This is a genomic window from Bordetella tumbae (assembly GCF_054780995.1).
The window spans coordinates 35,954-58,971 of the sequence record NZ_BAAGVG010000019.1 but is presented as its reverse complement, the minus strand read 5'-3'; the positions used below and the strand labels follow the sequence as shown (position 1 = coordinate 58,971).

General features: G+C 58.3%; 17 protein-coding genes and 1 riboswitch. Of the genes, 13 read left to right on the top strand and 4 right to left on the bottom strand.

The window, feature by feature from the left end; translation table 11 throughout:
- Positions 1-3: 3 nt before the first annotated feature.
- Positions 4-825 (bottom strand): helix-turn-helix transcriptional regulator, encoded by an 822-nt coding sequence (locus ACYVI2_RS20390; protein WP_415821843.1) that lies wholly within the window; start codon positions 823-825, stop codon positions 4-6.
- A gap of 99 nt (positions 826-924) precedes the next feature.
- Here ACYVI2_RS20390 and ACYVI2_RS20385 point away from each other — a divergent pair, with 99 nt between their 5' ends.
- Positions 925-1,695 carry a class I SAM-dependent methyltransferase gene (locus tag ACYVI2_RS20385; protein WP_415821842.1) on the top strand — a complete coding sequence of 257 codons (771 nt, stop codon included), beginning with the start codon at positions 925-927 and terminating at the stop codon, positions 1,693-1,695.
- A gap of 620 nt (positions 1,696-2,315) precedes the next feature.
- Here ACYVI2_RS20385 and ACYVI2_RS20380 read toward each other — a convergent pair.
- A complete protein-coding gene (locus ACYVI2_RS20380) occupies positions 2,316-3,512 on the bottom strand; it encodes an ankyrin repeat domain-containing protein (RefSeq protein WP_415821474.1) in 1,197 nt (398 codons plus the stop codon).
- A gap of 604 nt (positions 3,513-4,116) precedes the next feature.
- Positions 4,117-7,890, bottom strand: coding sequence for a methionine synthase (metH, locus tag ACYVI2_RS20375; RefSeq protein WP_460490343.1), 3,774 nt, complete (start codon positions 7,888-7,890; stop codon positions 4,117-4,119).
- A 93-nt stretch (positions 7,891-7,983) separates the two neighbouring features.
- A riboswitch (cobalamin riboswitch) is annotated at positions 7,984-8,146 on the top strand.
- Between the two features lie 63 nt (positions 8,147-8,209).
- On the opposite strand from metH, the gene ACYVI2_RS20370 reads away from it, so the two are divergent.
- Entirely contained in the window at positions 8,210-10,234 is a 2,025-nt protein-coding gene (locus tag ACYVI2_RS20370; RefSeq protein ID WP_415821475.1) for a TonB-dependent receptor, read from the top strand.
- Positions 10,234-11,253, top strand: coding sequence for an ABC transporter substrate-binding protein (locus ACYVI2_RS20365; RefSeq protein ID WP_415821476.1), 1,020 nt, complete (start codon positions 10,234-10,236; stop codon positions 11,251-11,253). The genes ACYVI2_RS20370 and ACYVI2_RS20365 overlap by 1 nt, the downstream gene beginning before the upstream one ends.
- A 64-nt stretch (positions 11,254-11,317) precedes the next feature.
- On the opposite strand, the gene ACYVI2_RS20360 is transcribed toward ACYVI2_RS20365, so the two are convergent.
- Positions 11,318-12,079 (bottom strand): IclR family transcriptional regulator, encoded by a 762-nt coding sequence (locus ACYVI2_RS20360; protein WP_415821477.1) that lies wholly within the window; start codon positions 12,077-12,079, stop codon positions 11,318-11,320.
- A gap of 189 nt (positions 12,080-12,268) precedes the next feature.
- Between ACYVI2_RS20360 and ACYVI2_RS20355 the strand changes: the two genes are divergently transcribed.
- The 10 genes from ACYVI2_RS20355 to ACYVI2_RS20310 all read left to right on the top strand — a co-directional run bounded on the left by ACYVI2_RS20355 (position 12,269) and on the right by ACYVI2_RS20310 (position 23,016).
- Positions 12,269-13,849 (top strand): ABC transporter substrate-binding protein, encoded by a 1,581-nt coding sequence (locus ACYVI2_RS20355; protein WP_415821478.1) that lies wholly within the window; start codon positions 12,269-12,271, stop codon positions 13,847-13,849.
- Between the two features lie 93 nt (positions 13,850-13,942).
- Positions 13,943-14,794, top strand: a complete 852-nt coding sequence (locus ACYVI2_RS20350; protein ID WP_415821479.1) for an alpha/beta hydrolase — start codon at positions 13,943-13,945, stop codon at positions 14,792-14,794.
- Positions 14,791-16,404 (top strand): gamma-glutamyltransferase, encoded by a 1,614-nt coding sequence (ggt, locus tag ACYVI2_RS20345; RefSeq protein WP_415821480.1) that lies wholly within the window; start codon positions 14,791-14,793, stop codon positions 16,402-16,404. The genes ACYVI2_RS20350 and ggt overlap by 4 nt, the downstream gene beginning before the upstream one ends.
- A 16-nt stretch (positions 16,405-16,420) precedes the next feature.
- A complete protein-coding gene (locus tag ACYVI2_RS20340; RefSeq protein WP_415821481.1) occupies positions 16,421-17,395 on the top strand; it encodes an ABC transporter permease in 975 nt (324 codons plus the stop codon).
- Positions 17,396-17,399: 4 nt separating this feature from the next.
- Positions 17,400-18,335 carry an ABC transporter permease gene (locus ACYVI2_RS20335; protein WP_415821482.1) on the top strand — a complete coding sequence of 312 codons (936 nt, stop codon included), beginning with the start codon at positions 17,400-17,402 and terminating at the stop codon, positions 18,333-18,335.
- Positions 18,332-19,306 carry an ABC transporter ATP-binding protein gene (locus ACYVI2_RS20330; RefSeq protein WP_415821483.1) on the top strand — a complete coding sequence of 325 codons (975 nt, stop codon included), beginning with the start codon at positions 18,332-18,334 and terminating at the stop codon, positions 19,304-19,306. The genes ACYVI2_RS20335 and ACYVI2_RS20330 overlap by 4 nt, the downstream gene beginning before the upstream one ends.
- Positions 19,303-20,328, top strand: a complete 1,026-nt coding sequence (locus ACYVI2_RS20325; protein ID WP_415821484.1) for an ABC transporter ATP-binding protein — start codon at positions 19,303-19,305, stop codon at positions 20,326-20,328. Before ACYVI2_RS20330 ends, ACYVI2_RS20325 begins: the two co-directional genes overlap by 4 nt.
- A gap of 176 nt (positions 20,329-20,504) precedes the next feature.
- Positions 20,505-21,314 carry a thiazole synthase gene (locus ACYVI2_RS20320; RefSeq protein ID WP_415808901.1) on the top strand — a complete coding sequence of 270 codons (810 nt, stop codon included), beginning with the start codon at positions 20,505-20,507 and terminating at the stop codon, positions 21,312-21,314.
- Complete coding sequence (thiD, locus tag ACYVI2_RS20315; RefSeq protein WP_415821485.1) at positions 21,311-22,147, top strand: bifunctional hydroxymethylpyrimidine kinase/phosphomethylpyrimidine kinase; 837 nt, start codon at positions 21,311-21,313, stop codon at positions 22,145-22,147. The genes ACYVI2_RS20320 and thiD overlap by 4 nt, the downstream gene beginning before the upstream one ends.
- 188 nt (positions 22,148-22,335) lie before the next feature.
- Positions 22,336-23,016: a protein-L-isoaspartate O-methyltransferase family protein gene (locus tag ACYVI2_RS20310; protein WP_415821486.1), complete on the top strand. Its 681-nt coding sequence runs from the start codon at positions 22,336-22,338 to the stop codon at positions 23,014-23,016.
- Positions 23,017-23,018 lie beyond the last annotated feature (2 nt).

Sequence of the window (23,018 nt, the reverse complement as noted above, 5' to 3'; positions counted from 1 at the left end):
TACTCACGCGCCCTTCAACAACATCACCAATTTCAAATCCGGATGCGTCGCCAAGCGAAACGTCGTTTGCTGATAAGCCAGCCGGCCATGACTCGGATGCTGAAACTCGCGTAGACCGCCCTCGCGCTCCACCACGGCGTGCCGTGTCCACCAATGCGCAAACACGTCGCTGTCTCGATTCAGCTCATCGAGCAGCGTCAACACATCCGGCTCATCCAGATGCGCACCCGCATCGGCCCGGAACTCGGCCACGACGCGGCGCGCGCGTTGATCCCAATCCACCACCAACTGACGCGCGGCCGGATCGAGAAAGATATAACGCAATAAATTCGGCTGAGGATCGCGTATGGGCCAATCGTCAAACAGTTCGCTCATCGATGCGTTATGCACCAACACATTCCATGCACGATCGAGCACATAAGCCGGTGCGGTGATTGCATCCACGCACTCACGCAGCAGCCCCGGCGCCTCGCTGCCATCGTCGCGCGGGTGCTGTGGATCCGCGCACTCGGCCAACTCGAACAGGTACGCACGCTCGGCGCGCGCCAACTGCAGCACGCCTGCAATCCGCGCCCACACGGCAGGTGACACGGATACTTCGCGTCCCTGTTCGATCCAGGTGTACCAGGTCACGCTGATCCCGCATAACTGCGCGACCTCTTCGCGTCGCAATCCAGGTGTGCGGCGTCGCATCCCCTCTGGCAACCCGGCCATCTGGGGCGTAATCCGCGCCCGTGCGGCGCGCACGAACTCGCCCAAGGCGTGACGGCGGCGGGTCGAACTGTCAGGTGATGCCGGCAAACCGGCTTGGGGGGAAGCATTCATACCAGGATAAGTAATGGTCTTGTACGCGTATCAACGGACATTTATCTTAACTCCTGGCACGTCATGCCATCTGTCTCAACGCCGTTTTCGGAGTCATTAATGACCCTCTCTGCTTCTCACGACGCCGCTGTCGAGCGTCAGTTCAGTCCACAAGCTGCCGCATATTTGACCAGCTCGGTTCACGCGCAGGGCGAAGACCTGCAACAACTGGCCAGCCTGGCTCGGGGGCAGCCAACGGCTCGTGTCTTGGATCTGGGTTGTGGCGGCGGCCATGTGAGTTTTCTCGTTGCCCCCTTGGTTCAACACGTCACTGCTTACGATCTGTCCCAAGCGATGCTTGATGTGGTCGCCGCCGAAGCTGGCCGCCGCGGATTGCACAACCTGGACACCTGTCAGGGCAAAGCGGAACGTCTGCCATTCGACGATGAGCAGTTCGATCTGTTGCTGTGCCGCTATTCGACCCACCATTGGCAGGACCCCGGACAAGCCATACGCGAAGCAAGACGCGTATTGAAGCCCGGCGGTATCGCAGCCTTTGCAGATGTGGTTTCGCCCGGCGAAGCATTACTCGATACGTGGCTGCAAACGTTCGAAATGCTGCGTGATACTTCGCATGTGCGTAATTATTCGATCGCGGAATGGTCTGCGTTGCTGACGCAGGCGGGTTTTACGCTGCAAAGCACGACATTGCGGCGTTTGCCGCTGGAGTTCTCGTCCTGGGTGGCACGGATGCGTACACCCGAGACGCTCGTGGCCGCATTGCGGGCCCTGCATGCGATTGCGCCGGATGTGGTGCGTGAGCATTTTGAGATTCAGGGTGATGGGTCGTTTACTAGCGATACGGCGACGTTGGTGGTGCGTAAGGGGTGAATGGGCTGCTGGTGTGGTGTTTTGCGTGAGGTTGGAGTTCTTTTGGTCGTCGAGCCGAGGCAATCGGCCCGGCCGGGCTTCACAAAGTCGGTCCGGCGCGCGGGCGCCGGACACCGCGTCGCTCACCTCGTCCGCGCCTGCGCGCTCCCTTCGGTGGCTGCTCGCTCGACCTTGAGGCGCCCGGCCGGGCCGATTGCCTCGGCTCGACTAGCGACAATTAGCATTCTCTGCATCGCTGACACGACTGTCTTGCTTGGCGTTTTTTTGCAGCCGCGTTGGCAAAGAAGAAGATCTTACGGCGCTGCTTTCGGCGCGCGCCCTGCGCGCCCACCTCAAGCGATCGGTCTGGGCATGCGGGAGGGGTGGCGTGGTGCTTGTTTGGAAGATCTGCTTGGCTGCGTTTGAGGCCTGCGACGATGATGCGTAGTGCATTTCTTTGACGGTGCATCTACCGAATGCCTACGCATTCCGTGGCATGAGGCCAATGTAGCTCGAGAGATCTTTTGTCATGCAACAGTGCCACAGCCTATGCATGCAAATCCCGAATGAGGTCAGCGCCCGCTTGAACACCCTCGACAGATCCTGAATCGCATCGATTCCTGTCGAACCGGCTCAGTCCATTAGCTGGGGCTGGAGTGCGGATGTTCCCGTGGTTGATTCCGCCCCCATAACTGCCACGCGGCGGCGACGGCCAGCACGTTTGCCGCATCTTGCTCGCCATCCTGAATCAACTTATCCATGGCCGCGAAGGGATTGGCCCCATAACCGATCAATCTTTGCGCCGTTCCTCTATCACCGTGTCTACCCAGTTTCATGAGCAAGTCGATCGTTGACGCTCCGGCATTAATCAAAGATCTCACGTCCGCGTCCGAATCACCCCTGAAGACGGCTCTTTCAATCACTCCAGTAGCCGTTAGCATCGCGCCTCCCCGTATCAGTACGCGTAACGCCGCTACCTTTTCTGCCTCGGCCAGATTCTTCATTTCAAGCAAGGCCCGTACCGCCCGACATTGAAATCCCTTGACAGCACTGAGCAGGGTTTTCACTTTCTCCAGCTCACCGTGTCGGGCGCAAGTCACCCAAAGGTCAAGTACGTCTACAGCCGCCGCTGGAATTAACACTTTTGCAGCTCTCGTATTAGCCGATTGCAAGGCATTTCCCAGAGCGGTCACCACTTCGCTTTTGCTGGCCCATTGGTGAACTAACAGTAATTGCAATGGCCCTACATCATGCCGGTTAACAAGCTGTTCCAGGGCGAACGACGTGCTTGCCCCGGCGTAAAAATACAACTCTGCCGCCAATATGTTGCATCGAATGAGGGCAATGACAAACGCTTTCGATAGCTCGCCTTCAGCTTCGATCAGTATCTGTGGTGCGGCAATATCAGGATGCAGCATCGGCATGCCGAAAGATTCCCAGAGTACCTTCGCGCTGATATTCGTTTCTCCTCCCTTTTTGACCAAGGCTTGCATCAGATCTACTTTCGCCATTGCCGAAGCACGCATTAATGGCGTATACCCCTCTCGATCTAACGCATTGAGGATCAGGGGGGCATCGCCACATTTTTCCAGTAACAACTTCGCGATCCCATCTCGGCCTATCGAAATTGCCAGATGAAGAGCCGTTTCTCCGTCATCGTCGATGGCCGTCAGATCGACCTGACACTGATCAAGCAGATAAGAAAGGCCATCAACATCGCCTCTCCTTACGGCATGAAAAACCTCGTCCTTTGGAATTTTCGTTCCGGGCGGAAATCGCGGCTCGTTCGAATAGATGGCAGACGCAATCCGCGACGAGACACTATGCATAAGCTCCATGAATCGCCCCTCCTGAAGCCGACATCGAAAAGCGCATCAATACACGGTAAAAAGACTGGCAGACAAGCAGCCCGGCGTATGGCGAAGAACGGCACCCGCCATCGCTCTGAAAGGGAGAGTATTTATGACGTTTTCAGGCAGTCACGATCGCAGCAGACTTGATCAACTAAGTAAATACTATCCCAGCGAGGCTCTCATGCCGTCGCAAAAGTTCTTGTTGCCTCAATTTCGGACGCTTTCCCAGTACAGCACGTACCAACGAACTACCCAACGGAGCGCATACTCCGCTTGGCGATCCCGTTCGTAGAAATTAAGCACAGATGGAGGTCAGCGGACCTCCTGAAAGGCGTTGCGACGGGCTATAGGCTCAAAGCCTTAGCGTGCCGACAGTGTGAGCCAGCGTTCGCCGTGTAAAAGCGGCGCCGGCCCGTTGAGGCGCGATTCAGCCTCGCGTAGCGAGGCCGAGGCCCCTGCTCATGGGCCGAGTCGCGTCCGATAGGGCCGGCGCCGCTTTTACACGGCGAACGCTGGCGTCAGAAGAAAGAACGATTATGCAGGCGCCGACATCCGACCATCCGCGCCATTCGGGACAAGCAAAAACTCATCACCCCAAGCTACTAACCAGCGTCCGCCGAACATCCTCCTCAGCCCGCCCACTACGCGCGATGTAATCAGCCAGTTGATCCTCACCAATCGTCCCCACGTTGAAATACTGCGACTGCGGATGACTGAAATAGAACCCGGACACGCTGGACGCCGGATACATCGCATAGCTATCGGTCAAGGTCATCCCGATATCCGCCCCATCCAGCACACGGAACATATCGGTCTTGACCACATGCTCCGGACAAGCTGGATATCCCGGTGCCGGGCGGATGCCCACATATTTCTCGGCGATCATGTCGTCATTGGACAAGCCCTCGTCAGGCGCATAGCCCCACAGATCCTGACGCACTCGCGCATGCAGACACTCGGCAAATCCCTCGGCCAAACGATCTGCCATGGCCTTGAGCATGATGCTCGAATAGTCATCCAACGCCGCCTGGAATTCGGCCTCTTTCTTTTCGATTCCCAAGCCCGCGGTCACCGCAAACATACCGATGTAATCCGCCACGCCGCTGGACTTCGGCGCAATGAAATCCGCCAGGCATTTATTGCTGACGCCCTCACGCTTGACGCCTTGCTGACGCAGATTGCGATAAGTAAACAGCACTTCGCTGCGCGACTCATCGGTATAGATTTCGATGTCGTCGTCATTGACTGTATTGGCAGGATAAAACGCCACGACGCCATTAGCCGTCAGCCAACGGCCATCGATGATGCGCTTGAGCATGGCCTGCCCATCGGCATAAACCTTTTTCGCCTGCTCGCCGACGACCTTGTCCTCGAGAATGGCCGGAAATTGCCCAAACAGACTCCAGGTCTGAAAAAACGGCGTCCAATCCAGATATTTGGCGATCTCGCTGAGGTCGTAGCTCTTGAAGGAACGGCGGCCGATGAATTTCGGGCGCGGCGGTGTGTAGTTGGCCCAGTCGATCTGCGGACGCGCGGCACGTGCGTCGGCCAACGAGATCAGCGGCGTGGCCTTGCGATTCGCATGACGGCGACGGACCTCCTCGTATTCCTGCGCGATCTCATCGATATACGTTTGCGCCTGGTCGGAAACCAGATTGGCGGCCACCCCCACGGCACGGCTGGCATCGGGGGTATAGATCACGGGACCATCGTAATTGGGCGCAATTTTCACGGCCGTGTGGACGCGGCTGGTCGTCGCACCGCCAATCATCAACGGAATTTTGCGATCGCGGAAATACGGGTCACGCTGCATTTCCGAAGCCACATAAGCCATTTCCTCGAGGCTGGGCGTAATCAAGCCGGACAGGCCCACAATGTCGGCCTGCTCTTCTTTGGCTTTCTCGAGAATCTGCGCGCAGGGCACCATCACGCCCATGTTGACGACTTCAAAGTTATTACATTGCAGCACGACGGAAACGATGTTCTTGCCGATGTCATGCACGTCGCCTTTGACAGTGGCGATCACCATTTTCCCCTTGGCTCGGACATCACCGCCGGCCGCCGCAATCTGGCGCTTTTCTTCCTCAATAAAGGGAATCAGATGCGCCACGGCCTGCTTCATCACGCGTGCGGACTTCACCACTTGCGGCAAGAACATTTTGCCGGCACCAAACAGGTCGCCGACGATATTCATTCCATCCATCAACGGCCCTTCGATCACCTCGATGGGACGGCCGCCGCGGGCCTCGATCTGTTGCCGGACTTCTTCGGTGTCTTCGACGATAAACGTCGTGATGCCGTGCACCAACGCATGCGACAAGCGATTTTGCACAGGAGCGTCGCGCCAGGCGAGATCCTCTTCTTTCTTGGCGCCCGAGCCTTTGACGGTGTCGGCGAACTGTACCAACCGCTCAGTAGGCGTGCGTTCATCGTCGGGATCAGTTTTGCCCACGGGAGGCTCACGATCCAGGATGACGTCTTCGACCAAGTCTCGCAGGATGCCGTCCAGATCGGCGTACACGCCCAACTGACCCGCGTTGACGATACCCATCGTCAGGCCTTCGCGGATGGCGTAGTACAGGAACACCGTGTGAATGGCTTCGCGCATCGGCTCGTTGCCACGGAACGAGAAGCTCACGTTCGAGATGCCGCCCGAGATACGCGCGTGAGGCAGATTTTTCCGAATCCAGCCCGCACCCTCGATGAAATCCATCGCGTAGTGATTGTGTTCGTCGATCCCCGTCGCGACGGCAAAGACGTTCGGATCAAAGATAATGTCCTCGGGCGGAAACTGCTCTTCTTCGACCAGAATCTTGTAGGCGCGCCCGCATATCTCTTTGCGACGCTCCAGCGTATCGGCCTGCCCCTGTTCATCGAATGCCATCACCACGACAGCCGCGCCGTAGCGCCGGCACAGACGGGCATGCGCACGAAAGATATCGATGCCCTCTTTCATGGAGATCGAATTCACGACCGGCTTGCCCTGCACGCACTTCAGCCCCGTTTCGATGACTTCCCATTTGGAACTGTCGATCATGATGGGTACGCGAGAGATATCAGGTTCGGACGCGATCAGATTCAAGAAGCGATGCATACACGCTGCCGAATCCAACATGGCCTCGTCCATGTTGATATCGATGATCTGAGCGCCGTTCTCTACCTGTTGACGCGCGACGGCCAAGGCTTCGTCGTATTTTTCCTCGCGAATCAGGCGCGCAAACATCTTGCTGCCCGTGACGTTGGTGCGCTCACCCACGTTGACGAACAGGGATTCCTCGTCGATGTTCAGCGGCTCCAGGCCCGACAGGCGAGTCTTGACGGGAATATCGGGCACAACGCGCGGGGTCAGCGAGGTGACTTTATCGGCGATGGCGCGAATATGGTCAGGGGTCGTACCGCAGCAGCCGCCCGACATGTTGACCAAGCCGGCGCGCGCGAACTCCTCGAGCAATGCCGAGGTATCGGCCGGCGTTTCGTCAAAGCCCGTTTCCGCCATGGGGTTGGGCAGACCAGCGTTGGGGTACACACAGACGTAGGTATCGCAGATCTTGGACAGCTCGGCGACATAGGGGCGCATCAGCGCCGCACCCAACGCACAGTTCAATCCGATCGTGACCGGTCTCGCATGGCGCACGGAATTCCAGAATGCCTCGACGGTCTGGCCCGACAGAATGCGGCCCGACGCGTCTGTGACGGTGCCCGAGACCATGACAGGCAAGCGTACGCCGCGCTCCTCGAACACGGACTCGACGGCAAAAATGGCAGCCTTGGCATTGAGCGTGTCGAAAATGGTCTCGATCAACACAATGTCGATGCCGCCATCCAACAAGCCATTCAATTGCTCGATATAGGCGACGCGCAGCTCGTCAAACGTCACGTTGCGCGCACCGGGGTCATTCACATCCGGCGAGATCGACGCGGTCTTCGGCTGAGGTCCCAACGCACCTGCCACAAAACGCGGACGCTCGGGGGTGCTGTAGGCATCACAGGCCGCACGAGCGAGTTTTGCAGACTCGAGATTCAGCTCATACGCCAGCTCGGGCAAGTCATAGTCGCCCTGCGCAATCGACGTCGCGCCAAAGGTATTGGTCTCGATGACATCGGCGCCTGCCTCGAGATACTGGCGGTGGATCTCGTCAATGACGTCCGGCCGCACCAGCGACAGCAATTCGTTATCGCCCTTTAGATCTTTGTGGTGATCCGCGAAACGCTGACCACGGAAATCGGCTTCGCCGAGCTTGTAGCGCTGGATCATGGTGCCCATCGCACCGTCCAGGATCAGAATGCGCTCGCCGAGCAGGCGGGCAAAATCACCACCTCGGGTATAGGAGGAAGGCGGATAAGGCAGGCGGGGATACGACACGGAAATATCTCGGAAATGTGGCGAAAAGGCAAAAAATGCCCGAAAACCGACACTTGATGGTAACAAAATGGGTCGCTTTTTGCCTTGGAATGCTACAGTGCGGCCCGAACTGGTGCTTCTGGCGCGCGATGCGTGCCGAAGGTAAACGGGAAACAGGAAGGCGCGCCGCGCCCAGCCTGTGCTGCCCCCGCAACGGTCCCCATGCGTGCATCGCGCCGCATGGCAGCCCGACACCGGCCAGTTCACCCACCGGGACGCCCTGTGCGGCCCATTACCGTGAACGACGTGCGGGGTCGCGCGTCAAACCGAGGCTTGTCTGATGAAATCCCGCCCTTTCCGGCATGCAGCCGGCGTCTTGATTTGCGCTGTGCCCGCTCTGGCCGCCGCCCAACAACAAGACCAAATATCCACCGCGGCCGCAGCCCCAGAGCTCAGCACCGTCACCGTCACGGCCTCGCGGGTGCCCACCGAGGCCCGCGATCAACCCGTACAGGTTTCCGTGCTGACCCAGGAACAAATCCGTACCAGCAGCGCCATGACGGTACAAGAGCTGCTGTCCACCCAAGCCGGCGTGCACGTGATCAACAGCACAGGCGCGGCGGCACAAGCACAGGTGGACCTGCGCGGCTTTGGCATTGCCGGATTCAGCAACACCCTGATCCTGATCGACGGCGTACCGCAAAACAACAATGATCTGTCGGCACCCTCGCTGGGCACGGTGCCGCTGGACCGCATTGAGCGCATCGAGATCGTCCGCGGCAGCGGTTCAGTCCAATATGGCGGCGGCACGACCGGTGGTGTCATCAACATCCTGACCAAGCGCGGCAATCCCGACGGCCAACCCGTCTCGGCCAGCGTCACCGGCACGCTAGGCAATTATGGCCTGCACCAATTGGATGCGGCCATCAGCCTGCAAAACGAACATGTGACCGTCGACGTCTACGGGCAAACGCTGCGCACCGACAACTACCGCGACAACAACCGCGAAAGCCGCGACGGTGGCGGTATCGGCCTGGCTTTTCATCACGACGATGGCGAGATCCGTCTCTATGCCCGAACGACCACGCAGAAACTCGGCCTGCCCGGCCCGCGCCGCGTTGACCCTGCCACAGGCCTGAACGAGTACGAGGACGACCCGCGCGGCACGTCCACGCCCGACGATTACGTCAATACCCAAACAGATGCGTTCGGCCTGCAAATCGAACAGCGCCTGGGCACGGGCACCCTGTATGCCGACCTGAATCAACGCGACAAGTCACTGACCGGCTTCACGGGATCCAGCTACGGCGACACGACCCGCGAGCAAGATCTGGGCGAAACCACCGGCAGCATTCGCTATCAGTTGCCGATTGCCGGCAAACACGCGCTGATCGTGGGCGCCGACATGCTCGACAGCAGCCTGGACGCCTCCAATCTGTACTCGTACTCACCCATGCCGGACCAGTGGCGCGCCAAACAACGTCAACACGGGTTCTTTGCCGAAGCTCAAATCCAGGCCACTGACACGACCCGTATCACCCTGGGCGGCCGTCGCCAATATGCCAACGATCAGTTGGAAACCCTGTCAGGCTACAGCGGCAACTCCGACGAGACACGCCATCTGGGAGCCTGGCAACTAGCCCTGCGCCAGGAGCTCGGCGCGGGCTTTAGCGCCTACGGCAAAGTCGGCCGCAGCTTCCGTTTCGCCAATTCCGACGAACTGCTGTATGTCGCAACCCCGCTCAAGCCGCAGACCTCCGTAGACAAGGAACTGGGCATTTTGTGGAAATCGGACACGTCCAGCGCTCGCCTGACCTGGTATCGCTACGACCTGACCAACGAGATCCAATACAACCCGATCAGTTTCTCCAACGTCAATCTGGATCCGACGCGCCGCCAAGGGATCGAACTGGAAGGCCATCACGATCTGACCAAGACCTTGAGCCTGGACGCGAACGTCACCTGGATGCAGGCTAAATTCCGTTCTGGCACCGCCGCTGGCGTGGACCTGGCCGGCAACACTGTGCCGTTGGTGCCAAAATGGATGGCCAACCTGGGCGCCACCTGGCGCCCCATGGACAAGCTGTTCATCAGCCTGTCCGGCCAATACGTGGGTAAAGCACGCATGGATAACGACCAGGCCAACGAGTTCGACAAGCAGCTGGATGACTATTTCCTGGTCAACGGCAAGGTCGGCTATGCCTTTACCAAGAACATCTCGGGCACGTTGGCCGTGAACAATCTGTTTGACAAGGAATACGCGACCTATGGCATCCGCTCGGGCAGCACCGGCGCCACGGGCGCGTATAACCTCTATCCGGCTGCGGGCCGCAACGTCCAGGCGTCGTTGACGATCCGCTACTGATGCAACACGCCCTGCCCGTTCCTGATGCCGCCAAGACCCTCGGCCTGGACGGGCGGGCATTGGCCACAACGCTGCTCTGTCTCGCCGCAGTGTCCGCTGGGGCATCGGAACCATCACAGACGGCGACGGCCCCCACACACGTTGCGACGACGGCGCATCACGCAGCGATCACACTGCGTGATGATCACGGCCACACGATCACACTCACCGCACCCGCGCGGCGTGCCATCACGGCCGCGCCTCACGCAACAGAATTGGTCTACGCGGCTGGCGCAGGTGCCTATCTCGCAGGCACCGCCCAGGGCAGCAACTACCCCCCTGCAGCCCTCGCGCTGCCTTCTATCGGCACCACACTGCGACCGAACCTGGAAATCGCAGCAGCGCTGCAACCCGACCTGCTGATCGCCTGGCAGCCGGCGGTTCCTGATCCATTGGGAGATCTCATGCAACGCCAGAAAGTGCCGGTGTTCTACAGCGACCCGCGCACCTTGGCCGAGATTCCCGAGGCGGTAGAAACCATGGGGAGCCTGTTCGGCACCGAGGCGCAGGCCGTTCCTGCGGCCAAGGCTTTGCGTGCCCGGCTGGCCGCGCTATCCGCCCGTTACACACATCTCGCCCCTGTGCGCGTTTTCATTCAAGCCGGTCTGCAGCCGATTTACACCCTGAACGGTCGCAGTATCGTCAGCGATGCCCTACGCCTATGCGGCGGCATCAATGTTTTTGCAGAAACAAATACACTGGCACCGCAGATTTCGCTCGAAAGCGTGCTGGCTGCGCGGCCGGACGCGGTAGTCGCTGGGTTGGCCGGCCCCAACGACGCTCGCAGCAATCTGCAAGCCTGGCAGCGGCATGGGTTGCCGGCTGCACAGCTGGGCTATGTATTCAGTGTGGATGCCGATGCGTTATATCGGCCTGGACCGCGTTTGATCGATGTAACCGAGAAGCTATGCGAAGACCTGGATCGGGTTCGCACTCAACGGCCTCTGATCGGCTCTTCAAATACCAGCGACTCCCACTGAAGCGTCCAAAACAGGCGGGTAGCCATTCCTGACCAAGCTGGGGTGACCACACTGCAAGCGGCCGCTACCCTTTGGTCCAACCGAGCCCGGCAGACAAACGCTGTGCGGCCGCCACTACCAAATGAATGATGTGCTGCAACTCGGGCTCTCCGATTCTGAACGCGGGCGCCACCACGTGGATGGAAGCCACGATAGAGTTGTCTATAGCGAACACAGGAGCCGCACACGACACTTGATGATCGCTGACTTCGCCCCTGCTGACGCAATAACCCTGTTTACGGATTTTGGCTAACTCATCCAGGATCAAAGATCTCGACTTGGGTGTGAGATCCGTGAGCGGCGTCGGATACTGTGGTATGCATCGGTCAATAAACTCCCGAGACTTAAACGCCAGCAAGCATTTTGGCGAGCCTGCATACAAGGGACGTCTACGCCCCACATTGGCATGCACACGCAAGTCTCTCGATGGCTCGGCTTTAGCAATGCACAAAGCATCAAAGCCATCTGCCGTACGCAACTGAACCGTTTCGTTCACACGTTGGCATAGCTCTTCCAAGATGGGTGTGGCAAGCCGGATCAAATCAATCTGAGAACTGGCCGTTATACCCAGTACCAGCATAGCGTCGCCCAGCACATAACCATTGTTTTCGTCTCTCTTGACGATTTTCCGTTGTTCCATTGTATGCAACAAACGATAGGCTCTCGATTTGACCAGGTTCGTTTTCTGCGCAAGTTTTGTCACGCCAGATCGCGGCATACGTGCGACCGTCATCAATAAATCAAAGGCTTTTTCAACTGATTCAACCGTATATTTATCGTCAGCCATACGATCTTCATCTCCTATTTGGCGGCCATATTAGCTGTTTTACTAGATAAAACACATAACAAAATTGCATTGACATATAGCTAATCCTTTGTTTTCATCACCCGCTTTCAACACCCCGCAGCGACAAAAACCCAGACTGACCATTGGCCTGATGCCAGCCTTCCAAGGGAGTAAGAATTGATCAAAGCGATGACCCGCCGACTCGTATCCGGCACAGCATTTGCATTACTCGTTTCTCTGACATCCCCGTCCATGGCGCAAGACGCCACGCTGTCAATCGGTATGGCGGCGCCCGTCACCACCATGGATCCGCATGAGGACTCCAATTCGCCGAACAATGCGGCCAACCGTCACATCTTTGACAGTCTCATCAACCGTGGAAGCCGTGCGGAAAATAAGCCTCAGCTAGCGACATCGTGGGAAGTCATCGACGACACGCACTGGCGATTCAAGCTGCGCAAAGGGGTGACCTTTCATGACGGCTCGACGTTCGATGCAGAAGACGTTGTCGCATCCCTGTTGCGTGCGAGAGATAAGCCCTCGCATGCGTTTGCCGCCTACACCCGGAATATCGCCAACGTCACGCTCGAAGACCCCTATAGCGTTGTTGTAGAAACGTCTACGCCCGACCCTCTGCTCTTGAATTCGCTCAGCCGCATTCACATCATTAGCTCGCAATACGCAAAGGCCAGCGTGGCAGACTTCGAGAGCGGGAAAGCAGCTGTGGGGACCGGCCCGTTCAAATTTGTGTCGTACACACCGGGCGACCGCATCGTTCTGGCACGCAACGACAACTATTTCGAGGGCCCTGCACCATGGAGCAAAGTCACCCTGCGCATGGCGACCGACGATGGCGGCCGTCTGGCTTCGTTGCTCTCTGGTGACCTGGATCTGATCGAAAACCTGCCTGCCGAAGGTATCAGCCGCGTCGAGAGCAACAATAAGCTGCAAATCATCCGTGGCCAGTCTACGCGCTTCGTTTATTTCGGCATGGATGTCTCCAAGGACAAGACCCCGTTTGCCACCGCGAAAGACGGCTCACCATTGGAGAAAAACCCGTTCAAAGACGCACGCGTTCGTGAGGCGTTACTGCTGGCTATCAATCGTCCCGCCATCGTTGATCGCATCATGCAGAAAAACGGTACGGTTGCCGACCAATTCGTCGCCAATGGCTTCTTTGGACACTCGGAAAAAGTACAGACAGTCGGATATGATCCTCGCCGCGCCAAGGAGCTCTTGGCACAAGCCGGCTACCCCGAGGGGTTTGCATTAACCATTCATGGTCCATCGGGCCGTTATGTGAACGATAGCGAGGTTTTGCAGGCAGTAGGACAAATGCTATCGCGCATCGGCATCGCAACCAAAGTTCAAGTTGTGCCTTGGTCGGTGTATGCGGGCAAATACGCCAACGGCGACTACTCCATGTTTCTAGGGTCATGGGGTGTCAATACGGGTGAGGTATCAAACCCCGCGATAGCGCTCGTAGCGGGTCTGGACAAAGAAAAAGGCACGGGCCGCTATAACGGCGGCGGTGTCAATGTTCCGGAAATAAACAAACTGCTTGATCAGGCCACGGCCAGCCTGAAAGACGACGCGCGAGAACCGCTGTTGCAACAGGTATCGGAGCTGACGTTCAACCAACATTGGCTGCTGCCCATGCACTATGAGAACGTGGTGATGGGTGCGAGCAAAGCGATCGCTTTCACGCCTCGAAGCGACAAGTACACCATGGCCTACGAAGTACGCCCCGCAAACGCTACACAAAAATAATTCATAAGAACGAATCAGTGGGAGGCGATCCCGGCCTCCCCTGCGGCGTTGCGCGAACACCGCAATACGTCAGAATTTTCCGTTGGAGTAACTATGCAAGAGCTTGGCACAAGCGAGGCCGCCGCACGCGCGCGCGCCTTTTATGACTATGGCGAGACGGCCATTTTCGCATCGACTGCAGATCCGCGATTTCACATGCTGCTGTATGTCCCCCCTACCGTCGCGGAAGGCCGAAAAGTTGATCTGCTGGTCGCGGTCCATGGTACGGGACGCACCTCGGCGATCGAGTTTCGAGATGGATTCGCAGAGTTCGGGCTGTACAACGACTGCGCCATCTTGTGTCCCATTTTTCCGATCAATGTCCGCGGAGATGGCGCTCGATCTGGCTATAAATATATGGTCGAGGGAGACATCCGATACGATCACATCGTATTGTCCATGGTCGACGAAATGGCCACCAAATACGGGCAGGACTGGTCCACATTTGCCATGTTCGGCTTTTCAGGAGGTGGCCATTTCACGCATCGTTTTGCCCTCTTGCATCCTGAAAAACTCTGGGCCGCAAGCATAGGAGCCCCCGGCTCCGTAACGCTGCTCAATCCTGAAAAGGATTGGTGGATCGGCACCCGCGATTTCACCGAAAAATTTGGCCATCCGCTAAATATAGATGCATTGGCAAAGGTTCCCGTCCAGATGGTGGTCGGCGCCCTGGATCTGGAGACATGGGAAATCACCCACAAACCCGGGTCCATTTACTACATGGATGGCGCCAACGATCCAGGCTCGACGCGTCCTGAACGGTTGCGTTCGCTGCAGAAATCTTTCGAAGCCGCCGGCGTCAAGGTGACCTTTGATGAGGTTCCTGGCGTCTCGCATGATCGACTCAAAGTGCTGGGTCATGTCAAAAAATTTCTCGCCCGAGTACTCAAGGAGCAGCGTGCATGAATCGCAACGCAACGATTGTTGCCCCACAGCCTGAAGCAGTCGAAGCAGGCGCGGCCGTTCTTGAGCGCGGAGGCAATGCGATAGACGCCGCGCTTGCGTGCGCTTTCGTGCAAGGCGTGGTTGACCCGCAGATGACGGGCATCGGAGGCTTTGGCTCAATGCACGTCTATATGCCCAAGCGCGGTGTACATGAAATGCTCGAGTTTTACGCGCTGGCGCCCATTGCAGCGACGCCTGACATGTGGCTCGATAAACTGATTGGGCAAAGCCGCGACGGTTTCGGTTTCATCCTTAAAGACAACATCTCTGAAATCGGCTATTTGGCCTGCTGCACACCCGGTGCGCTCAAGGGTTATGAAACCGCGTTGAGAGATTACGGCACCTGGGATTGGGCCGATCTGATCCAGCCAGCGATTCGATACGCCGAAGAGGGTTTCATGATACGCCCGCACATGCATTGGTACTGGGCTAAAGACCAAAGCAGCGATGGACAAATCAACACTGTAGACAAACTACGCTATTCGGAAACGGGGCGCCGGGTTTATTTTCACGAAGACGGTTCGTTACGCCGCGTAGGGGATCGGCTGCGAAATCCGGATTTGGCGAACACGCTGCGGCGTATCGCGCAAAGCGGTTCATCGGATATTTTCTATCACGGCGAAATCGCCCAGCAGATTGCTGCGGATTTTGCACGCCACGGCGGGCTGATCGGACAAGACGATCTCGCTCAATACAACGTCAGCCGTGCTGAACCCGTATGGGGCAGTTACCGCGGAAAACGTATTGCCTCCAGCCCACCTCCTGGTTCGGGCTTTCCGATGATTGAACTGCTGCATATTCTGGAAAACTTCGACATTGCCAGCATGCGGCACGGATCGACAGAATACGTACGTACACTCTTCGAAGCCATGAAGCGCATGACCATCGACAAAGATGCTCACATGGGCGATCCGGCGTATGTCGATGTGCCCGTCGAAAGACTGCTTTCGAAAGAGCATGCGGCCGCACTCGCCGATGAAATCAAACGTGGGGAACGGGCAAATGTCGAACGGCTGGATCTATCCCAACGCGACACCACGCATATTTCTGTCATCGACAAGGAAGGCAATGCCGTCGCCATGACGCATTCACTGGGCAGCCCGTCGGGTGCCATTACGGATGGGCTGGGCTTCATGTACAACGGCCTAATGGGACGATTTGATCCTCGGCCAGGCAAGCCCGCTTCTATCGCACCTCGAAAACGCCGCGCCAGTTCTGCCGCTCCTACCATTGTGTTCGAAGACGACCGGCCGATCATCGTCATCGGCGCTCCGGGCGGCAGCTATATCGCTCCAACGGTGGCACAGGGCCTCATCAACATGATCGACTATGGCATGGGGATTCACGAAGCCGTATCAGCGCCACGTTTAGTAGGCGTCTCGAATTCGATCGACATATGCAACCGCATTCGCCGCTCCGTCGTCGACGAACTGACCCACGAAGGCTACAACGTTGTGCGTTCGCCGCAGACCTATGCCTTCGCCGCGCTGCACGGAATACGCATCGATAACGGACTCTCCGCAGGTGCCGCCGATCCGCAACGCGACGGCATGGCCATCAGCGTCGATTAACCGAACAGGATTGACAATGGTCACTACGCTCATCCGACGCGCAATCCAGGCGGGCTTCGTCATATTGGCGATGACGTTGATCGTCTTTGTTGGCATCAATGTCATTGGCAATCCCGTCGACATTCTCATCAACCCCGATCTCAACCAGGCAGAACGAGCCCAGGTCATCGCCAATCTTGGCCTGGATAAGCCGCTGTGGCAGCAGTATCTCAGTTTTCTGCATGGCCTGACGCAGGGTGATTTCGGCAATAGTTTCGTCTATCACAAACCTGCGCTCGACGTCATCATCGAACGTTTACCCGCCACGTTGGAACTTGCGCTCTGTGCCATGGTTATTGCCATTGTGGTGGGAATTCCGCTGGGACTATATGCCGGGCTTTACCCCAGAAGAATCTCGTCCAGAATCATTATGACGGGCTCCATATTCGGTTTTTCTCTGCCGACGTTCTGGGTGGGGCTGATGCTGATCCTGGTATTTGCGGTGGAACTGGGTTGGCTGCCGTCAAATGGCCGAGGCGATACCGTGATGTTCCTGGGCGTGAATTGGTCGTTTCTGACGGCCAATGGACTCTCGCACATGCTGCTGCCGGCATTGAATCTCGCATTGTTCAAAACTTCATTGATTCTTCGCTTGACCCGAGCTGGGGTGCAGGAAGTAATCGCGCAGGATTTTGTCAAGTTTGCTCATGCCAAAGGGCTGCACGAGAGCCGGGTCATTTTCGTTCACGTACTGAAGAACTTGATGATCCCAGTCGTCACCATCATCGGCTTGGAATTCGGCTCATTGATTGCTTACTCGGTCGTAACCGAAAGCATTTTCGGCTGGCCCGGAATGGGCAAACTCATTATCGATAGCATCAATCTGCTGGACCGGCCTGTCATCGTGGCCTATTTGATGATGATGGTCATTCTTTTTGTCTCGCTGAACTTCATTATCGATATTTGCTACACCCTGCTCGATCCTCGTGTCCGCCTCGAAGGCAAAGGATGACGCCATGAACACGAAACTTGCCAACACACCGGACAGCACGGATATCCCCGATAGCGTTACGGCACCGCCGCCACCTCGCATTGGCCCCGCTTTGAAGCGTTTTTTCTCATCGCCCACGGCGACGCTGGGGGCCATCGGGCTGATCGCGATTTGTTTACTCGCTATTCTGGCGCCCTGGATCTCTGCACAGAATCCGTATGACCTGACCCAGATGGACATCCTCGACGGCCGCTTGCCGCCCGGCTCGGCCAGCATGGATGGCGTGCCGTATTACTTGGGCACGGATGACCAGGGGCGGGATATTCTGTCGGGCATTCTGTATGGATTACGCACTTCGCTCGTCGTTGGCATTGCCTCGGCGTTGATCGCGGCTCTGCTCGGCACCACCATTGGACTGCTTGCCGCCTATCTGGGCGGGCGCACCGAAAGCTTCATTATGCGGCTGGTCGATCTCCAGCTTTCCTTCCCAACCATTCTGATGGCGTTAATGGTGCTGGCCATTTTGGGTAACGGGGTAGCAAATGTCGTGTTGGCCATTATCGTGGCCGAATGGGCGACCTATGCCCGCACCGCGCGGGGCACCGCACTGGTTGAGCGAGGGAAAGAATTCATCGAGGCAGCGCACTGCCTGCGTATTCCAAGCCATCGCATACTGCTTCGTCACCTGCTGCCCAATTGCATTGCTCCCATCATCGTCATCGCGACGATGCAAGTGGCCCGTGCCATTGGTTTGGAGTCCACCTTGTCATTTCTGGGGTTAGGCGCATCTGTCACACAGCCTTCCTTGGGCATGCTGATCGCCAATGGCTATCGCTATTTGCTGTCCGGCTTGTACTGGATCAGCTTCTACCCAGGCATTGCCTTGCTCATCACCATCGTTTCGATCAACTTGGTCGGTGACCGTTTACGTGACGTGCTCAACCCGAGGAAAGCCCGATGACTCCATTATTAGAAGTCCGTGATCTCGTGACCGAGTTTCCCGGAGAAGACGGCAAACCGCTGCGAGCTGTCAACGAGGTGTCCTTTCAGGTCAACCGCGGCGAGGTATTGGGGCTCGTGGGTGAAAGCGGCTCTGGCAAAAGCGTCACGGGATTTTCTATTTTAGGATTGATCGATGAACCTGGCCGCGTCGCCTCGGGGCAGGTTCTGTTCAATGGGGACGATTTGACCCGTGCCGACGCGAAAACTCGCCGCACCCTGCGCGGGCGTCGCATTGCCATGGTGTTTCAGGATCCGATGATGACGCTGAACCCGGTGCTACGCATCGGTGTCCAGCTCATGGAGACCTTGCACGCCCACGAAAAAATCAGTCGCCATGAAGCCCGTGCACGAGCGCGTGACGCGCTCGGCATGGTCGGCATTCCCAGCCCGGAGGAACGCCTGGATGCCTACCCTCACGAATTCTCTGGCGGCATGCGGCAGCGCGTGGCAATCGCTATTGCACTACTGCATCGCCCTGACCTCATCATCGCCGATGAGCCCACCACTGCCCTTGATGTCACGATCCAGGCTCAGATTATTTCCGAATTCCAGAAGCTGACTGAACTGCAAGGAACAGCGGTGATTTGGATTACTCACGACTTGGCTATTGTTTCCAGCCTGGCCGACCGTATTGCTGTCATGTATGGCGGACGTATTGTAGAAACGGGCGATGTCTTTTCCGTCCTGGAAACGCCGAGCCATCCCTATACCCGCGGTCTGATCCGTTCGGTTCCCTCCGAGAATAACCAAGGAAACCGACTCGCCCAAATCCCCGGCGTCACGCCAAGCCTGGCGAATATGCCCGAAGGATGTGCATTTCGCACCCGTTGCGAGCGTGCATCGGACGCCTGTCGCCAGCAGCCTGAGGCCTCAGGCACCGAACTTCGCTACTACCGTTGCTTCCATCCTTACGAAAAGGTGTACGCATGACCGTCTCGGCCACTCACCCCCATACTGAGCCGCTGCTGGACCTGCGCAGGATTTCGATGCGCTTTGGCGCGAAACCCGATCTGGCAGCCCGCATTGCCATCGCATTGGGTATAGCGAAACGCCCGCCTATCGTTCATGCACTCGATGAAGTCGATCTTTCCATCAAACGTGGCGAGGTTCTCGGATTAGTGGGCGAGAGCGGCTGTGGAAAATCGACGCTGGGCCGTATTGCGGCGGGCATACTGAATCCGTCCTCCGGCGAGGTGTACTGGAAAGGCTCCGACCGTCTGAAACTGAACGGCAAAGCATTGCATGATGCAGATCTGTCAGCCCAGATGATTTTCCAGAACTCCATGGCTGCGCTCAATCCCCGTATGAATATCGAAACCCTTGTTGCCGAGGCCCCCGCCATCCATGGCCTGATCAAAGGTAATCGAGGTGAATATGTGGATGACTATCTGCGCAAGGCCGGTTTCGACCCCACGATGAAGCGCCGGCTGCCGCACCAATTCTCGGGAGGTCAGCGCGCCCGGGTCAATATTGCGCGCGCGTTGGCAGTGCAGCCCGATTTCCTGGTATGTGATGAAAGCGTCGCCGCACTCGACGTATCGATTCAGGCGCAAATCCTGAATCTCTTCATGGATCTGCGCGAACAACTCGATCTGACCTATTTATTTGTCAGCCACGATCTCGGGGTGGTGAAACATATTTCCGACCGTGTAGCCATCATGTATCTCGGCCGTGTCGTCGAAGAAGCGCCCGTCAAAGAAGTGTACTCACGTCCCAATCACCCTTACACACAATCGTTGCTCGCTGAAGTGCCGCGCATCAAACCGGGCAAACGCCGCTTCGAAGCCCTGAAGGGCGAATTGCCCAGCCCGCTCAAACCACCACCCGGCTGCCATTTCCATCCTCGCTGCCCACATGCCCACGAACGTTGCCGTATCGAAGCGCCATTGCGCAAGGAAATTGCGCCCGGGCATTTCTCGGCCTGCCACCTCAATGACCAATCCATGACTTGATTGGTCCACCCAATTTCCCATCGCGCATGCCTTGCGCGGCAGGGCGCAATGCGCGACCGGCAACGCCGGAGTTCTCTGGGGTCGTATAGCGTTATTGAACATGTGGATTATCATGGAGACCTAGACGCCGGGCGCCCCACGCCCGGCCACCGGATTCTTTTTCAGCACGCTGCACAATGACGACTCCAGACACTCTGACCATCGCCGGGCGCGAATACCAGTCGCGCCTGCTGGTAGGCACCGGCAAATACAAAGACTTCGAGCAAACCCGCGCCGCGCTGGATGCCAGCGGCACCCAAATTGTGACCGTGGCCATTCGCCGCACCAATATTGGCCAAAATCCCGGCGAGCCCAGCCTGCTGGACTATGTCCCGCCCTCGCAGTTCACCCTGTTGCCCAACACTGCGGGCTGCTATACCGCCGACGACGCGGTGCGCACCCTGCGGCTGGCGCGCGAGCTGCTCGACGGCCATGACCTGGTCAAACTCGAGGTTCTGGGCGATCCGCATACCTTGTTCCCCAACATGCCTGCCACGCTGGAGGCCGCCAAAACGCTGGTCGACGATGGGTTCAAGGTCATGGTCTATTGCACCGACGACCCCATTCAATGCCGCATGCTCGAGGACATCGGCGTGGTCGCGGTCATGCCGCTGGCCTCGCTGATCGGCTCGGGGATGGGCATTCTGAACCCGTGGAACCTGCGCCTGATCATTGATCAGGCCCGTGTCCCGGTGCTGGTGGACGCAGGGGTGGGCACTGCCTCTGACGCCGCCATCGCCCTGGAACTCGGCTGCGACGGCGTCCTGATGAATACCGCGATCGCAGGCGCCAAAGACCCCGTCCTGATGGCCCGCGCCATGAAAAACGCCGTCCAGGCCGGCCGCGATGCCTTCCTGGCCGGCCGTATGCCACGCAAGCTATACAGCGGCGCGCCCAGCTCGCCCACCGAAGGGCTGATCACCGCCGCCCCGGCCAATACGCAATGAGTACGTCGCAAGCCGGCGGCCGGCCGATTCCCAACGCGCTCAGCATCGCCGGCGTAGACCCGTCCGGCGGCGCGGGCGTACTGGCCGACGTCAAAGCCATGAGCGCGCTGGGGGCCTACGGCTGCGCGGTCATCGCCGCGCTCACCGCGCAGAACACCCAAGGCGTCACTGGCATCGCCCCCGTGCCGCCCGAGTTCGTCGGCCTGCAGATCGACACGCTCTTTACCGATGTCCGCATCGACGCGGTCAAAATCGGCATGCTGGGCCAACGCCCGGTGACGCTCGTGGTAGCGGAAAAGCTCGCCAAATGGTTGCCCGCTCACATCATCCTGGATCCGGTGATGGTCGCCAAAAGCGGCGATCACCTGCTCGAGCGCGATGCCGTCGGCGCCTTGCGCGAGGCCCTGTTGCCGCAGGCCACCATGTTGACCCCCAATCTGCCTGAGGCTGGCGTACTGCTGGATGAACGCCCCGTCGAGACCGTCAAGGAAATGCGCCGTGTCGCCGAGCGGCTGCGCAATATCATGGCGTACTCCGGGCAACGCTGGGTGCTGCTAAAAGGCGGCCACCTCCCGGGCAACGACACCATCGACCTGCTGCACGACGGCGACCGGATGATCGAGCTGCCTGGCCATCGCATCGAAACACGCAACACCCACGGCACAGGCTGCACGCTTTCCGCTGCCCTGGCCGCGCTGCTGCCGCAGATCGACGATGTGCCCGAGGCTGCCCGCCGCGCCAAGGCCTACCTGGCCGAGGCTCTGCGCCATGCTGACCGCCTGCAGGTCGGCTCTGGACATGGCCCGACACACCATTTTCACGCCTGGTGGTAATCATGCTGGCAATGGTGCCTTAGCCCGCCCGTGGCTGCTGGCCTCCCTCGCCGGCCGAGCCAGCGCCATGAGGCCGGCTGGAAACGGTCCCGATGAAGGCTTCCGCCCCACTACGGGGGTCATCACCCATATTCCCACCGAATCAGTACAATGTTCGGTTGGTTCTTCTTGATTTCCTCTTCGCTGTCATGAACGCTTCGACCCTGCCTGATGTAGAACAAGCCCGCTTCAACATGGTGGAGCAGCAAATCCGCCCCTGGGACGTACTCGATCCCAAGGTCCTGGACGCTCTGTTTGTTGTGCGCCGCGAGCAATTCGTGCCGCCGGCATTGCGAGCCCTGGCGTTTTCCGACCTGGAACTTCCGCTGGAGATCAATGCGGCCAACACCCGCCAGAACATGCTGGCCCCAAAGGTTGAGGCCCGCCTGGCCCAGGAGCTGCAACTGACCGCTACCGACTGCGTGCTGGAAATCGGCACGGGCTCGGGCTATCAGGCTGCCCTGCTGGCGCGTCTGGCGCAACAAGTCACATCGGTCGAGATCGACAATCGCCTGGTGGCATTCGCACAGAACAACCTGCAGGCGAACAACGTCACCAACGTCAAGGTCGAGACCGGCGACGGCCGCAATGGCTGGGGTACGACCGAATATGACGCCATCCTGGTCACGGGCTCAGTGCCCGCCGTGCCGGATGCTCTGAAATATCAGTTGCGCGTAGGGGGCCGCCTGGTCATCATCGTGGGTCAGGCCCCGGTCATGACCGCCTGTCGCATCACGCGCACCACGGCAGCCAGCTTCGAAACCGTCAATTTGTTCGAAACCGTCGTCAAGCCGCTGCGCGGGACTACCGTTTCGCATTTCAAGTTCTGATA

Coding starts and splice junctions, on each gene's coding strand:
- ACYVI2_RS20380 (WP_415821474.1), bottom strand. CDS start 3,512: ATGGAGCTTATGCATAGTGTCTCGTCGCGGATTGCGTCTGCCATCTAT.
- ACYVI2_RS20335 (WP_415821482.1), top strand. CDS start 17,400: ATGAACACGAAACTTGCCAACACACCGGACAGCACGGATATCCCCGAT.
- ACYVI2_RS20320 (WP_415808901.1), top strand. CDS start 20,505: ATGACGACTCCAGACACTCTGACCATCGCCGGGCGCGAATACCAGTCG.
- thiD (WP_415821485.1), top strand. CDS start 21,311: ATGAGTACGTCGCAAGCCGGCGGCCGGCCGATTCCCAACGCGCTCAGC.
- ACYVI2_RS20325 (WP_415821484.1), top strand. CDS start 19,303: ATGACCGTCTCGGCCACTCACCCCCATACTGAGCCGCTGCTGGACCTG.
- ACYVI2_RS20385 (WP_415821842.1), top strand. CDS start 925: ATGACCCTCTCTGCTTCTCACGACGCCGCTGTCGAGCGTCAGTTCAGT.
- ACYVI2_RS20340 (WP_415821481.1), top strand. CDS start 16,421: ATGGTCACTACGCTCATCCGACGCGCAATCCAGGCGGGCTTCGTCATA.
- ggt (WP_415821480.1), top strand. CDS start 14,791: ATGAATCGCAACGCAACGATTGTTGCCCCACAGCCTGAAGCAGTCGAA.
- ACYVI2_RS20355 (WP_415821478.1), top strand. CDS start 12,269: ATGACCCGCCGACTCGTATCCGGCACAGCATTTGCATTACTCGTTTCT.
- ACYVI2_RS20370 (WP_415821475.1), top strand. CDS start 8,210: ATGAAATCCCGCCCTTTCCGGCATGCAGCCGGCGTCTTGATTTGCGCT.
- ACYVI2_RS20310 (WP_415821486.1), top strand. CDS start 22,336: ATGAACGCTTCGACCCTGCCTGATGTAGAACAAGCCCGCTTCAACATG.
- ACYVI2_RS20350 (WP_415821479.1), top strand. CDS start 13,943: ATGCAAGAGCTTGGCACAAGCGAGGCCGCCGCACGCGCGCGCGCCTTT.
- ACYVI2_RS20390 (WP_415821843.1), bottom strand. CDS start 825: ATGAATGCTTCCCCCCAAGCCGGTTTGCCGGCATCACCTGACAGTTCG.
- ACYVI2_RS20330 (WP_415821483.1), top strand. CDS start 18,332: ATGACTCCATTATTAGAAGTCCGTGATCTCGTGACCGAGTTTCCCGGA.
- ACYVI2_RS20365 (WP_415821476.1), top strand. CDS start 10,234: ATGCAACACGCCCTGCCCGTTCCTGATGCCGCCAAGACCCTCGGCCTG.
- ACYVI2_RS20360 (WP_415821477.1), bottom strand. CDS start 12,079: ATGGCTGACGATAAATATACGGTTGAATCAGTTGAAAAAGCCTTTGAT.